The organism is Xanthobacter sp. NM-25, from assembly GCF_022138605.1.
Classification (GTDB): Bacteria; Pseudomonadota; Alphaproteobacteria; order Rhizobiales; family Xanthobacteraceae; genus Xanthobacter.
In genome coordinates this window covers 541,345-555,071 of record NZ_JACBFS010000004.1, presented here as the reverse complement: position 1 = coordinate 555,071, position 13,727 = coordinate 541,345, and the positions used below count along the sequence as shown (strand labels likewise).

At 63.6% G+C, this 13,727-nt stretch carries 14 protein-coding genes; 1 reads left to right on the top strand and 13 read right to left on the bottom strand.

All coding sequences use genetic code 11. The features are described 5' to 3' along the window. Positions 1-6: 6 nt before the first annotated feature. The 6 genes from MEU52_RS14275 to MEU52_RS14250 all read right to left on the bottom strand — a co-directional run bounded on the left by MEU52_RS14275 (position 7) and on the right by MEU52_RS14250 (position 6,393). Positions 7-1,650, bottom strand: a complete 1,644-nt coding sequence (locus MEU52_RS14275) for an amidohydrolase (protein ID WP_238123116.1) — start codon at positions 1,648-1,650, stop codon at positions 7-9. A gap of 120 nt (positions 1,651-1,770) precedes the next feature. Further along, positions 1,771-2,820, bottom strand: coding sequence for a branched-chain amino acid ABC transporter permease (locus MEU52_RS14270; protein ID WP_238123115.1), 1,050 nt, complete (start codon positions 2,818-2,820; stop codon positions 1,771-1,773). Between the two features lies 1 nt (position 2,821). Next, positions 2,822-3,703 (bottom strand): branched-chain amino acid ABC transporter permease, encoded by an 882-nt coding sequence (locus MEU52_RS14265; protein WP_238123114.1) that lies wholly within the window; start codon positions 3,701-3,703, stop codon positions 2,822-2,824. Between the two features lie 11 nt (positions 3,704-3,714). Continuing rightward, a complete protein-coding gene (locus tag MEU52_RS14260; protein ID WP_238123113.1) occupies positions 3,715-4,419 on the bottom strand; it encodes an ABC transporter ATP-binding protein in 705 nt (234 codons plus the stop codon). After that, entirely contained in the window at positions 4,413-5,141 is a 729-nt protein-coding gene (locus MEU52_RS14255; protein WP_238123112.1) for an ABC transporter ATP-binding protein, read from the bottom strand. The genes MEU52_RS14260 and MEU52_RS14255 overlap by 7 nt, the downstream gene beginning before the upstream one ends. 40 nt (positions 5,142-5,181) lie before the next feature. Beyond that, the gene (locus MEU52_RS14250) at positions 5,182-6,393 is read right to left on the bottom strand and encodes an ABC transporter substrate-binding protein (protein WP_238123111.1); all 1,212 of its coding nucleotides are present in this window, start codon (positions 6,391-6,393) and stop codon (positions 5,182-5,184) included. A 49-nt stretch (positions 6,394-6,442) separates the two neighbouring features. Between MEU52_RS14250 and MEU52_RS14245 the strand changes: the two genes are divergently transcribed. Continuing rightward, a complete protein-coding gene (locus MEU52_RS14245) occupies positions 6,443-6,952 on the top strand; it encodes a hypothetical protein (RefSeq protein WP_238123110.1) in 510 nt (169 codons plus the stop codon). Positions 6,953-7,022: 70 nt separating this feature from the next. On the opposite strand, the gene MEU52_RS14240 is transcribed toward MEU52_RS14245, so the two are convergent. The 7 genes from MEU52_RS14240 to MEU52_RS14210 form a co-directional block, all read right to left on the bottom strand. After that, a complete protein-coding gene (locus MEU52_RS14240; protein WP_238123154.1) occupies positions 7,023-7,412 on the bottom strand; it encodes a CopG family transcriptional regulator in 390 nt (129 codons plus the stop codon). 60 nt (positions 7,413-7,472) lie between these two features. Further along, positions 7,473-9,473, bottom strand: a complete 2,001-nt coding sequence (locus MEU52_RS14235; RefSeq protein ID WP_238123109.1) for a conjugal transfer protein TraG — start codon at positions 9,471-9,473, stop codon at positions 7,473-7,475. 157 nt (positions 9,474-9,630) lie between these two features. Continuing rightward, positions 9,631-10,068: a PIN domain-containing protein gene (locus tag MEU52_RS14230; RefSeq protein ID WP_238123108.1), complete on the bottom strand. Its 438-nt coding sequence runs from the start codon at positions 10,066-10,068 to the stop codon at positions 9,631-9,633. Between the two features lie 4 nt (positions 10,069-10,072). Continuing rightward, entirely contained in the window at positions 10,073-10,324 is a 252-nt protein-coding gene (locus MEU52_RS14225) for a type II toxin-antitoxin system Phd/YefM family antitoxin (RefSeq protein WP_238123153.1), read from the bottom strand. A gap of 91 nt (positions 10,325-10,415) precedes the next feature. Then, positions 10,416-12,152 carry a relaxase/mobilization nuclease domain-containing protein gene (locus MEU52_RS14220; RefSeq protein WP_238123107.1) on the bottom strand — a complete coding sequence of 579 codons (1,737 nt, stop codon included), beginning with the start codon at positions 12,150-12,152 and terminating at the stop codon, positions 10,416-10,418. Positions 12,153-12,393: 241 nt separating this feature from the next. Beyond that, positions 12,394-13,344, bottom strand: a complete 951-nt coding sequence (locus MEU52_RS14215; RefSeq protein WP_238123106.1) for a lytic transglycosylase domain-containing protein — start codon at positions 13,342-13,344, stop codon at positions 12,394-12,396. Between the two features lie 47 nt (positions 13,345-13,391). Further along, entirely contained in the window at positions 13,392-13,718 is a 327-nt protein-coding gene (locus MEU52_RS14210; RefSeq protein ID WP_238123105.1) for a DUF736 domain-containing protein, read from the bottom strand. Positions 13,719-13,727 lie beyond the last annotated feature (9 nt).

Genomic DNA, 13,727 nt, shown 5'->3' with positions numbered 1-13,727 from the left:
GGTCACTCACGCATCAGCGGTCACCACAACCTTCTCCGCGTTCCATTTCTCAGCACCCGCGACGTAGGTACGCAGAACGCCGATCTCACTGATCTTCCCCGCCGGGTGGGTCAGAGGATTGCCGGCGAGGACGACGAAGTCAGCTGCCTTGCCAACGGCAATGCTCCCGACCAGATCCTCCATCTGCAAGTGGTAGGCAGCATTGATGGTCACGGCTCGAAGAGCCTGCTCGACGGTGAGGCACTCTTCCTCGCCCAACACCGTACCCTTCTGGGTTGTGCGGGTGACGCCGAACTGGACCGAGAGAAGAGGATTGGGCCACGTCATCGGTGCGTCGTTGTGGAACGAGACGCGCATGCCTGCTCTGACGGCAGTGCCAAAAGGCAGCACCGCATCCGCACGCTCCGGCCCAAACATGTCGTCCCGGAGGGCGTCACCCCAGTAGTAGGCGATCGTGTTGAAGAAGCTGCACACGAGGCCGAGCTTGTGAGCACGCTCCGCCTGATCCGGGCGCATCATGGAACAATGCTCAAGCCGATAGGGACCATTAACCTTGGAGTATTCGGTGAAGATTTCCTCGTAGACGTCCAGAACCGTATCAACGGTCTCGTCACCCTGCGTATGAACCGAAAGCTGCCAGCCTGCTGAGATAGCCTTTACCATCAGCATTTTCAGGCGTTCACGCGAGTAATTGAGGTTACCGCGGTTGGCTTCGGGCATGCCCATACGCGTGATAGTCATGTCAGTGGTAAGATATGGCCGCGTCATCGCGACATTGCCCACAAACAGGGAGCCATCGGCCCAGAGCTTCGTGCCGATCGCCTTGAAGAACTCGTCACCTTCGCCGACCTGCGCAATGATCGGTGTATCAGCAAAGACCTGCTCATAGAGGCGCATACGGATCGGAAACTGATATTCCTTGCGCAGCGCGTCGAAATAGCCGCTCCACTGCGGGAACATGCCTATCTCGGCCGATGTGGTGTAGCCAGCACTCGCGAACTTCCCCAGCCATTCCTTGAGTTCGCGTACGGCCCGTTCCTTGCCGCAGCTCTCGTAGAAGGCGTTGCGCACGCGCTTGGCCATCTCCTCGCGGAATTTCCATGGACGCCCATTGCTGTCACGGATGATCTCGGTGTCGAGATGCCCGGGCGCGCCGTTTTCATATCCGCAGGCAGCGACAGCCGCCGAATTCAGGTAGATGCCGTGGAAGTTGAAGAGGGTTACGGCCAACGGATTGTTCGGCGCCAGGGTATCGAGGAAATCACGGGTGGGCTCGACCATCCCCTGGTGGAGCGTGGGATCGAGGCCTACAGCCATGACGAACTCACCCGGAGCTGCTTTGGCGACCCGGCGAGAGATCTTGGCGATTGCCGCCTCATACGTGGGCGTGTGCACCGCGCGAATATCGACAACAGGCTCTCCCCAGATCAGGGCGCTGAAAAGCGGATGCCCGTGCGCTTCCACGAAGCCCGGAAGCAGTGTGGCCCCATCGAGATCAATGATCTCCGTCCGCGGACCGACAAAAGCCTCGACCTCCTCGACGCTTCCCACCTTGACGATCTTGCCGTCGAGTACCCCAACGGCTTCGACGCTCATCGCACCTTCCACCATCGTGACGATGGGGCCGCCCTTGAAGATCATATCGAGCATCTGAACTTCCTCTCGTGGGTGTGCCGGGCGCTATTGTCTAGCCCGTCTTCATTCATGGAGGTCGGCCGGATTGAGCTGGATGCCTCCCCGGCCGTCAGTGTTTTGGGAGCGATGTCGATTTCAGGAGCGGCGCCAGTGGAACAGGGTTCCCACTCGGGCAATCCCGCCCGGCATCAGGCGCATCACCAGGATGACCAGGAGGCCATAGATCATGAGGCGGTACTCCTCGATGTCTCGGAAGGCCTCAGCGCCGAACGTCAGGATGAATGCTCCGAGGACGGGGCCCACGATGGTCCGATGCCCCCCAACGATCACCATCGAGACGATCATCACCATCAGCGGAACGCCAACCGCGTCACTGGGCGTTAGGAGAAGCAGGTAGTGGGCGAACAAGCCCCCGGCGGCACCGACGATGAATGCGCTCAGCGCGAACACGCCGACACGATAGACGGTGGCATTGAGACCAAGACTCTCAGCCGCGTCCTGAGCATCCCGCACCGCATGGACACCGAGTCCGTAGCGCGAGCGCATTAGAAGATAGACGCCGACGGACGCGGTGGTGAGGAGGATCAGGCTGACGATGAAGTAGCCAGTCTTATCCGCGGCGGAGAAGGTGAGCTCCCCGACGAAGGGCACGCGGACATTGGGAAGCCCGGGAATGCCAATCAATCCGGATTCACCTCGCGTCACCGACTTCACGTTCTCGATGATGATGCGTGCGATTTCACCAAACGCCAGGGTGACGATCGCAATCTGCGGGGTCGAGCGCAGACGCAATACCGGAGCGACAACGACGACGCTTACTGCGGCAGCAATGAGCGCCCCGATCCAGATCGTCAGCCACGGAGACAAAGCGAAATGCATGGAGAGCAAGGCCGAGGCGTACGCCGCGATACCGAAGAAGCCCTGGTGGCCGAAGGTCTTCAGGCCGCCATAGCCTGAGGCAAGATTCCATCCTACGGCGAACACTCCCCAGATCATGGACATTACCATGAGATGCAGTGTGTAGGCGTCGGGCTTCATCTTGAGCACGACCGCACCGACCACGCCTACCGCCAGGACGGAAGCGATCACCCGCAAGGTGACGGAAGAGCTAAGCATTCTCGTGTTGGAAGGCCCTTCCATGGAGCGAACCTCAGCGCCTGAATTTGCGCTCTTGTGCTGCGACATCTCAGGCCCTCCTGCCGACGTTGCCGAACAGGCCTTCCGGCTTGAACCAGATGATCAGGATCAGCAGGCCGAAGGAAAATAGCTCCCGCCACTCCGAAGAGGTGACGGTGGTGCCAAGGGCCTCGACGATGCCGACGATGAAGCCGGCGATAATGGTCCCGCGGAAGCTACCCATGCCGCCGAGAACGACAACGACGAACGCTTTCAGGCCCATGGGAACGCCCATCCAGGGATTCACCGACTGGATGGGCGCCATCATGACGGCGGCAACCCCGGAGAGTGCACCGCTCAACGCGAAGGCCATCAGGAATACCCGGCCTACGTTGATGCCGACAACCGATGCCGCCTGGGCGTCTTGGGACACCGCACGCAATGCCCAGCCCGCTCGCGAACGGCGGAGGAAAAGCTCCATGAGGGCGATCGTTCCGATGGCCACAGCGAGGATCAGGAGACGCTGATAGGGCAGCGTCACGCCAAACAGCGTGATCGAGCCATCGACGAAATACTGGAGCGTGTAGTACTCCTCGCCAATCACCTGGAGTACCCCATTTTGCAGGATGAAGGAAAGGCCGAGCGTGGTGACGATCGTGCCCAGCTCCCAGCCCTCTCTCTTCATAAGAGGCTCGATGAGGCCTTTTTCGATCAGACCACCAAGGCATGCCGCCCCGAGGATGGCGAGCAGCGCAGCCGGGATAGTCGGCAGCATCAACGCACCAAGGGCAAGGAAGAGAATGTAGGCAGCTACCATGAAGAACTCGCCGTGCGAGAAATTCATGACGCGCATGGTTCCGTAGACCAGGGCAAGGCCAGCGCCCATGAGAGCGTACATCGACCCCGTAATGATTCCGTTGACTAGTTGCTCAACGAGAAGGGAGACAGTCATGTCTGTTTCTCTCAGTGGCCGAGGTAGACGCTTTTGACTTCTTCATGGTCGAGCATCGCGAGACCGCTGCCCGACAGGACGACCTGTCCACTCTGGAGAAGGTACCCACGATCGGAATTTCCGAAGGAGACCCGAGCGTTCTGCTCATTGAACAGGACGCTCTTCCCCCTCTTGTTCACTGCGACCATGACTGCGGTGATCTGCTTGACCATAATCGGGGAAAGGCCGAGGAAGGGCTCGTCCATGATCAGCATCTTGGGATCGCTCATTAGCCCGCGGGCAATCGCGACCATCTGCTGCTGCCCGCCGCTCAATGATCCGGCCACTGCATCCGCTCGCTCTTTCACAAGCGGAAAAAGATCCTCCACCTCATCAAGTCTCGACTTGATCACGGAAGCATCCCGCTCACTGTAAGCGCCGAGAAGGACGTTCTCTCGAACGGTCATACGCGGAAACAGCCGACGCCGCTCCAGGACCAAACTGATGCCGATCGAGGTCATGGCGTGCGTCGGAAGGTTCGTGATATCTCGACCGTTCCAGGTGATTTTCCCGGATCTCACAGGAAGGAGCCCTGTCACCGCCTTGAACACGGTACTCTTCCCCGAGCCGTTTGGCCCCATCAGAGCAACCATCTCACCCGACTGCACCGTCATCGACACGTCCCAGAGGACCTGCGTCTTTCCGTACCAGACGCATACGTTCTCGAGGCTCAGCATTGTTCATCCTCGCCCAGATAGAGACGTGCAACGTTCGGGTGGTTCAGCACGTGATCTGGCGTACCCTCGACCATCATCTCGCCCCGGTTCATGAAGAGCATGCGGTCGCAGAGCTTGGCCATCACCTTCATATTATGTTCGACCAGAACGATCGTGACGCCGCGTTCTTTCAAGGAGGCCACGAGATCAATCAGGCCGGGAATACTAGGCTGATCCACACCGCCCGTGACCTCATCCATCAGGAGCAGATCGGGCTTGATGGCCAGGGCGCGGGCGAGCTCAAGCCGCTTGCGCTGCCCAGTGCTGAGTGCGTCAGCCAGATGGTCTCGTTTCGCACTGAGACCAACATAGTCCAGGAGCTCCTCCGCCTCGCGGCGGATCACCGACATTCGGCTTTCCTTCAGCATGGCACCTACGATCACGTTCTCCAGGACCGTGATTGCACCGAAGGGCTGCGTGATCTGAAAGGTTCGCGCTATGCCGGCTCTGGCACGCCAGCAAACAGAGCGCCATCCGATCTCCTCAGACTTGTATTTCACAACGCCACTCGTCGGGGTCACGACCCCAGCGATCATGTTGAACAGTGTGGTCTTTCCAGCCCCGTTCGGCCCCAGGAGGCCAAAGACTTCCCGGGGACGAACGGTCAGGCTGATGTTGTTCACCGCCTGAAGGCCACCAAAGCGCACACTGAGTGACGCCAACTCAAGAATTGCGCCATCCATCAAATCTGTCCCCTACTCTTCTTATCCTGGATGACACGCGTCACTTGGAACCGGGCGCCGCCAGCTCGTCGAGCTTTCCGGTTGCAGCCTTCGGCGGATAGAAGACGTAGAAGTCCTTGCCGTCATCGAACATCTGCCCAGCCGTCATGAAGAAGTAGTCCGGACCGAGCTTCGGCGAGTGTCGCTTGGGGTCGAAGACGATACGGCGGTAGTCCGGACAAGTGTCGTCATCGGTCGCCAGAAGCTCGCGGTTGAGATCCTGCACCTTCAGAGACTTGGCTCGCTGGATCGCGCCGAAGAGGACATTCGCGCTGCAATAGCCCAAGGCCGCATCGCCCGACACATTGATGTTGTTTTCGGACAGAAGCTTGGCGAAAGGCTTGCCACGGTCGGACCTGCGGGGATCAAACGCACCACCGAAGAAAACCAGACCATTGCCGTCCTTACCGATGCCATTCCGGAATGCGGGAAGCCCAGCATAGTAAACGGCGATGTTCTCCGACTTCGTTCCCTGCTCGTTGAACTGCTTCACAAACGACAGACCAGAGCTTGCCGCCGTGAAAATCGAGATGATGACGTCGGGGTTCAATGCCTTGAGCTTCGACAGCTGAGAGTAGAAATCGGTATTTCCGATGGGCACACTCTCGTGCGCGACCTGCTTCCAACCCGATGCCTTCAACTCACCTTGAACAGATTTCTGAATGGCGTCAGAGAAGTCAGTCAACTCCGAGACGATGGCATAGGTCTTGTTGGGATAGTTGCGTTTCCCGCTCTCCCCGAGTTTGGTCAGGTGGTCAGCAAGGCTAACGCCGTAGGCCTCAGAGTCGCCGTCCCACTTCCATACGTTGCCATACTTCTCATGAGAGGAAGCAATGCGCTCGGAAATGGTGCTGCTCACTGGCAGAGGAATATAGAGCACCTTGTCCGGATAGGCGGGGGCCAGCTCCATCAGAGCCAACGCCACATCGCTATGCAGCAGATCACCAACGAGAACGTCGACGCGGTCACGGGTGAGCAGTTTCTGGGCAGCTCCCACGCCGATATTCGGCTTGGATTGAGAGTCCGCAACGATCAGTTCCACGGGACGCTTGACCCCGTCGATCTCGAGCCCACCTTCCGCGTTGATACGCTTCGCGACGAGATCCCACGTAGCGCGAACCGTAAGCCCGGTGTTGGCAGCGGGGCCGGTCAGCGGCCCGACGAGTCCGAGCTTTATCGGCTCCGCCGCGTTTACAATGCCGGAGAACAGCATTGCTGCACTCAGGAAACACGCACCAAACAACGAAGGAGCTCTCCGAGCCATGTTCCACCTCTCTGAATGTCGGGGCATTGCGCTTGGGATCGTCGGGCTGCCCCGTTACCGACGACGATATAAACTTTGCAGATATTCTGCAATTTTGAAATCGACTGTCAAGGCGTTCATGATCCCAAAAAAACGGCCAAGAATGCCGCAATCAGCCTGCTTTGCGGGCAATCCGCCGTATGCGGCGCACTCGTTCAAGCACGAAGACAACGTGGCTAAGATGGTACGCTGGGCGGCTTACTACCTCTATCGCGACCGGCTCGGCTTCCGGGCAGGCCCACGCGATCTCGACGCGTTGGATATCAAAGGCGTTGGCCTGTCGAAGGACGATCCCACCTTAGGAGTGACAGAGGTCTTCCATGACAAGATCGCCGTCTCGCTGCCTTCCAATGGAGGTGAGGAGAACTCCACACTCACCGTCACCTATCACGGTTGGCGCCTCGACTTCGGCCCGCGAGAGGCGCAAAGCTCCATTGAGGCAGCGACACCACGATCAATCTTGCGATGAATTGTGGAGTCGATGACGCGCAACGCATCTCTGGGTAAGGAAGCGAGGGCTACACCATCAGCCGAGGCAATTAGGCTGAAGGAACGCCATCACGAGGTGACGAAATTCCCTCCGACATCTCTTCTTTAAACCTCGGTCCTCGAGCCAAGCGTCTTCCAAGCACTTCCAGGAAGTTGTCATAACGCTCGCCCCCCCTTGCACGGGCCGCCGCCTGGGCAGCTTCCGGTAGCGAAGGGGTGGACGTGAGCCAAGATCGGATGAAGATCGCAAAGGCCTCGTTGGTGATGCCCACATCACGTTCCAACCGCTGAATGCTGCGATCGAGCCGGTCAAGGCGCTTTGCAATGGCGGCCTCCTGCCGTTCGTCTGCGTCGGGCGAGAGGAAGGAGGCGATGGCCGCCTCGGCGACGATGGAACGGGACTGGTCGCGCCGGTCGGAGAAATCCGCCAGCAGGCGCATCAGCTCCGGCTCAAGATAGACCGACAGGCGCTTCTTCTTGTCCAGACGTTGGGGCACGATTCACAGCTCCATTCCGTCGCCGGGATCCATTGCGGCCTGCCGTGCGACTATGCGCATACTGCGGATGACGGCACGTCCGGCGGCGGCGTCCCGCTCCGGTTCATCGGTGTCGGGATCGAACTCGTTGACCGGCGTTTTCTGCGGCTCCGGGGCGATGTCCTTGTGTGCCTCGAGGCCGGGCTCGCGGCGCAGGCCTGAATTGGCCGGATCGTCGTCCAGCTTGGCGCCGGCGGCCGGCGCCGGCGCGGCGGGAACGGAAACCGGAGCGGCCGCCACCTTCAGCCCCGACCAGTCGTCGGGCTTCGGCTCCAGGCCGGCCTTCGGATTGCGTAGCACGGGCAGCAGCCGTTCCTGAAACCGCGCGTCCTCGTAGTAGCGCGCCTTCTTGGCCCGGATCGGCGGAACGCCCGCAACCATCACGATCTCGTCGCTGGCCGGGAGCTGCATCACCTCGCCGGGGGTGAGCAACGGCCGAGCGGTTTCGGAGCGCGACACCATCAGGTGGCCCAGCCACGGCGCCAAGCGGTGGCCGGCGTAGTTCTGCATGGCGCGCATCTCGGTGGCGGTGCCGAGCGCATCGCTGACCCTGCGCGCCGTCCGCTCGTCATTGGTGGCGAAGCTGATCCTGACGTGGCAATTGTCGAGGACGGAATTGTTGGCGCCGTAGGAGCGCTCAATTTGGTTCAGCGACTGCGCGATGAGGAAGGCCTTGATCTGGTAGCCGGCCATGAAGGCCAGGGCGCTCTCGAAGAAGTCCAAACGTCCCAAGGCGGGAAACTCGTCGAGCATCAGCAGCAAACGGTGGCGGCGATCCTTCGCATGGAGGTCCTCGGTCAATCGCCTGCCGATCTGGTTGAGCACGAGGCGCACGAGCGGCTTGGTGCGGGAGATGTCGGACGGCGGCACGACGAGATAGAGCGTGGTCGGCCGCTCGCCGGACACGAGGTCGGCGATGCGCCAGTCGCAGCGGGCGGTGACGGCGGCGACGATCGGATCACGATAGAGGCCGAGGAACGACATGGCGGTGCTCAGGACGCCCGACCTTTCATTGTCGGACTTGTTGAGCAGCTCGCGGGCGGCGCTGGCGATGACGGGATGGGGGCCTTTGTCGCCGAGATGCGGCGTGGTCATCATGGCGGACAGGGTCGATTCAATCGGCCGGCGCGGATCGGAGAGGAAGGCGGCGACGCCGGCGAGGGTCTTATCCTGCTCGGCATAGAGGACGTGGAGGATCGCGCCGACGAGGAGCGAATGGGAGGTCTTCTCCCAATGGTTCCTTTTTTCGAGCGACCCCTCGGGGTCGACCAGCACATCGGCGACGTTCTGGACGTCGCGCACCTCCCACTCGCCACGGCGAACTTCGAGCAGCGGGTTGTAGGCGGCGGAGTTCGCATTGGTCGGATCGAACAGGAGCACCTGGCCGAAGCGGGCGCGCAGACCCGCGGTGAGTTCCCAGTTCTCGCCCTTGATGTCGTGGACGATGGCGGAACCCGGCCAGGTGAGCAGCGTCGGCACCACGAGGCCCGTCCCCTTGCCCGATCTGGTGGGGGCGAAGCACAGCACATGCTCGGCGCCATCGTGGCGAAGGTAGTCGCGCTCATAGCGGCCGAGCACCACGCCGTCATCGCCAAGCAGGCCCGCGGCCGCGACCTCCTCCCGCTCGGCCCAGCGGGCGGAGCCGAAGGTGCGCACGTCGGTCGCCTCGCGCGCCCGGATGATCGACATGAAGATGGCGACGGCTCCGGCGAGGAGCCCGCCGGAAGCCGCGATGGCGCCGCCCTCGACGAAGATCGCCGGCGCATAGGCATCGTAGAAGTACCACCACCAGAAGAGGGCCGGCGGCGGATAGACCGGCAGGCCGGCGATCTCGAACCAGGGCGCGCCGAGCTGCGCCTGAAAGCCGAGCCGCCAGGCGGTCCATTGCGTCGCGCCCCAGACCGCGAGGAGCACGATCGTGAAGACGACGATGATCTGACCCCAGAGGACTCGGGTCGCGGACAATGTGCCGGTGCTCCTTCCCGTTCATGCCGATGAGGGGAAGAAGGGTCGACGCGTCGCACCTTGCAATGGCCCGACCCCTGGGGCTCGCACCGGAGCGTAGAGGTCTCGGAAAATACTTGTAGGGCGCGGCGCGACGTTCGCGGATTCGGAGCGCAGGTCAGTCGGCGGGGAGTTGGCGCAGCGGGTTGAGCATCGGCACACCGAGAGGCGCGAAGTGGCGCTCGTTGGCGGTGAGGACCGTCAGGCCGTGAGCTGCCGCCGTGGCGGCGATGGCGATGTCCTCAAAGCCTGGGTCGTGCGCCCGCGCCCGGTCGAGGATGACGCCGGCTTCGCGGGCTTCCTCGACGCCAAAAACCAGGATGCGGCCCGCATAGAAGTGCTCGACGGCGCCAAGCCACTGGCGAAGTTGCCTGGCCTTCGTCGTCGCGCCGATCCGGATGGCACGGGCAATGCCGGCCTCGATCTCGGCGACAGTCACGGCCGAAATGTAGAGTTCGCCGTCATGTCGGCGGAGCCACGCCTCGAAGTCCTCGGACTGGGCTTGACGCTTGGAGGGCGCGTCGGCCGAGACGATATTGGTATCCAGTAGATACACGGGCTCAGAGGCCCTCATCGCCGAGGGCGCGGGCTTGCTTGCGGCGGCGCTCCGGGATGTCCTCCGGCTCGCCGGGGAAGGCGAGCAGGAGATCGGCGAAGCTCGGCACCTGGGAGACGCGCTGCCACTCGTCGAAGGAGACGAGCACGGCCTCCTTTCGGCCGTGGCGGGTGATCACGGTCGGCTCGCCAGCGACGGCGCGATCGACCACGGCGGACAGCGTCGCCTTCGCGTCCTTGAGCTGGAGTTCCTTCATCGCGCCATCTCCGATATGACTACCGATGGTCATGTAGTGCTCTCCCGGGTGAAAGGCAAGGGACGGGCGGATGGACCGATGGCCACGCTCCCTATAGTCCCAGCCCACGCTTGCGTCCGAAGTTCCAGTCGACGCCGCCGTCCGCGCGAGCGACGCCGGAGACGTGCTGGCCGATGTGCTTCTCGATCGAAGGCGACCAGGGCACGAGCTTGAAGCCGAGCCCGTCGTCGATCATGGCGAAGCGGCCGGAGGCGAGCGTGAAGCGCTGCCGGTAGGTGCCGGTCACATATTCCCCGTCGGCCGCTTTCTGGAACGGCACGGCGGTCTCGGCGGCGAGACGATGGCCGAGGGTGTCCAGCTCGCGCTCCCGCAAGGTGGCGAGCAGGTTGCGGGCGAAGACGAGGCGCTGGCCCTCACGCTTCGCCAGCCCTTCGGAGACGAGATGCTCGGCGCGGGCTTCCAGCGCCCGCTTCACCTCGAGGCCGAAGCCGCCGCCGAGATCAACCGGATCGCGGGCGATGAGCTGTCGGTCGAGCCAGGTCGCCCCGCTGGCCGTGACTTGCCCCTCGATGGGCAGGTCGGCACGGACCGCCAGCGCCACGCGGCGTTCGCCTTTCGCATCCTCGAAGCTGCGCAGCTCGACGATGGAGCCCGGCGCGCTGTCGCCGGCCGCGTCGAGATCGGCCAGCTTGATGTGGTGGGTGCGGCCGTCGACGCCGTCGACCACGGCATAGGCCGTGGCGCGCAGCTCGTCGTCGAGGCCGCGGGCGACCAGGCGGCCGATGACCGGCTCGCCGCGCGTCTCGCCGGAGAGGACATAGTCGGCGGCGCCGCGCTCGATGCCCTCGCCGGAGAGAGCCTGGTGCATGCGCTTGATGATGTCGTTGCGCTGGCCGAGTTCGCGCAGGGTCGCCTCGGCATCGCCGGCCATCACCCATTGGCCGGCGCCGATGGATTCGGCGAGGCCGAGGCGTTCGAGATGGCGCAGGCGGCCGACCTTCTGGGTCAGGTAGGCGTCGGGCTGCCGGTCGGGCGACGGGGCGACGTCGATGACGCCGCGCTCGCCAGCGTCCTGGACAAGCTGGCGGTCGAGCTGGGTCCAGCGCTCGGCCTCGATCTGGCGCGCGAGCGAGCGGCTGACGTCGAGATCGGTGCGCGGGCCGAGTTCCTGCGTGATGAGGCCCTGCGCGCGGTCGCGCAGGCCGCTCTTGATGTAGTCTCGGTCGATCACGAGGTCCTGGCCGTCGTCGGTGCGACCGCGGACGATGACATGGACATGGGGATTGTCGGTGTTCCAATGGTCGACGCCGATCCAGTCGAGCTTGGTCCCGAGATCCTTCTCGGCCTGCGCCATCAGCTCGCGGGTGAAGCGCTGCAGGTCTTCCATATCGGTCGCGTCTTCCGGCGAGACGATGAACCTGAAATGGTGCCGGTCGTCCTTGCAGCGCTCGGAGAAATCCTTGACGTCGGCATCGTCGGTCCCGGGGCCGAACATGCGCGCCTTCTCGCCGTCGCGGGTGACGCCGTCGCGGCGCAGATAGTTGAGGTGCCGGGCGAGCGGGGCGCGCTGGCCCCTGTTGCGCACCACCAGGGCCTTCACCGTGCACAGGCGGGTGCGGCTGGTGATGAGGCGGTTGGCGCGGATGCTGGCACCGCGGCCGCGCGCGAAATGCGGGCCGCGGCCGGAGGTGATCTTGCCGGAGCGAGAGATGCGGCCACCGGCCTTCTGCGCGGCAGCGAGCGCCTGGGCGACGAAGGGCTTGGTGCGCTGGGCCTTCGAGGAGCGGATGCGGCCGGGACGGACGCGGAAATCGTCGTCGCGGCTCATGGCCATTCCCGCTGCGATGTGCACTTCGCCCTGAAATCGTTCGATAAATCGCAGGCGCGTACCTCGCGACGACGATCCGCGATGTGCGGGAAATCCTGAAAAACCCAGACAAACCAACCGACCGTCCAAGCCGCGATGTGCGGCTTTTTATCTTGCCTTCCCTCGGTCGCTGCCCGGCCCACCCCACAGCCCCCCGTAATTCCTACGATCTCTGCGCAGGGGAGCCGAAAAACCACGAGGATCATCGCCGCTCCCCCTGTGCGTCGGGCTTGCGCACGAACAGGCCGTCGGAGAGCGGCGTGAGCGCCGACAGGTCGACGATCGCTGGGCCGTTCGGCGGGTGCGCGGCGGGCGCATCGGCCGCCGGCGGATCGTCGCGGGGCGTGACCAGCGTGCGTCCGACGAAGAGTGGCGCGAGACGCCATGTCGGGGCCGTGCCGCTTCCGCCGGACGCAGTGACGGGCGCCGTGCCGCCGATCATGGACGCGACCTTCGTGACATAGGCGACGGTCTCTGCGGGCAGTGGCCGGCCGCTCGTGCGATACGCGTCGTACCGTTGCGGGCCGGCATTGTAGGCCGCCAGCATCGCGTCGATGCTGCCGTAGCGATCGTGCATCTGCCGAAGATAGGCGGCGCCGGCGAGGATGTTGGCCCGCGGCTCCCATGGGTCGCTGCCGAGGTCGTATTGGGTGCGCAGTTCGTCCCATGTGCCCGGCATGATCTGCATCAGGCCGATGGCGCCTTTGGGCGAGCGCGTGCGCGCATCGCCGTCACTCTCGGCCGCCATCACGGCGCGGATCCAGCGCGTGGGGATCTCGAAGCGCTCGGCCGCCTCGGTAACATGGGCCGCCCATGGATCGGACGATGGCGCGCTCGCCGGAGGGCGGGCCGGCGGCGGTTCGGCCGCCGCACTGGACGGCATGCCCGCGGTCATGACGCCGGCGACGAGCAGCGCGAGGATCGCCGGGACGGCCGCGCAGGCACCGCCATCCCGATGTGCCGTGAGCCTGCCATCGTGCTCGCTCCGGCCAAGGGCAAGGCTGCGCCGGCGTTCCAAGTTTTCCGGACGGGCCGCGTCGGACGATGTGTCCGTCTTCCGGAAAACAGGCCGCCGCCCTTGACCTCCACTGCGCGCGACGGCCGCGCCATGGGCGATCGGGTCGAGGGGATTGATCGCCGTTCGATCGATCAAGGGGATTGGGCCTGACGGTCCACAGGAGCGAGGGCCGCGCATAACGCTCACGCCTCGCCGTCGCGCCTGATCCGGCGCGTCCAGTGCAGGTTCCAGACGTCCTTTCGGGTATCGGACTCGAACAGCCGGGCGCGCAGCGGCTCGGCGAAGGACGGATCGTCGATGGACAGGGAGAGGTAGGTTCCGGCCTTCTCGCCGGTGCGGTGCCAGGCCGCGCCAACCTCCTGCCCGTCGAAGAAGACGCGGTGGTCCGGCGCGTTCTCCGCGTCCGATCCATCAGCGGGCAGGATGGCGACTTCCACGTCGAGGGTGAGTGTGCGGACGCGGCCGAAGAAGCCGTCCGCGGTGCGAGTGAAGGTGCCGATCTGGGGCATGGTGGGGAG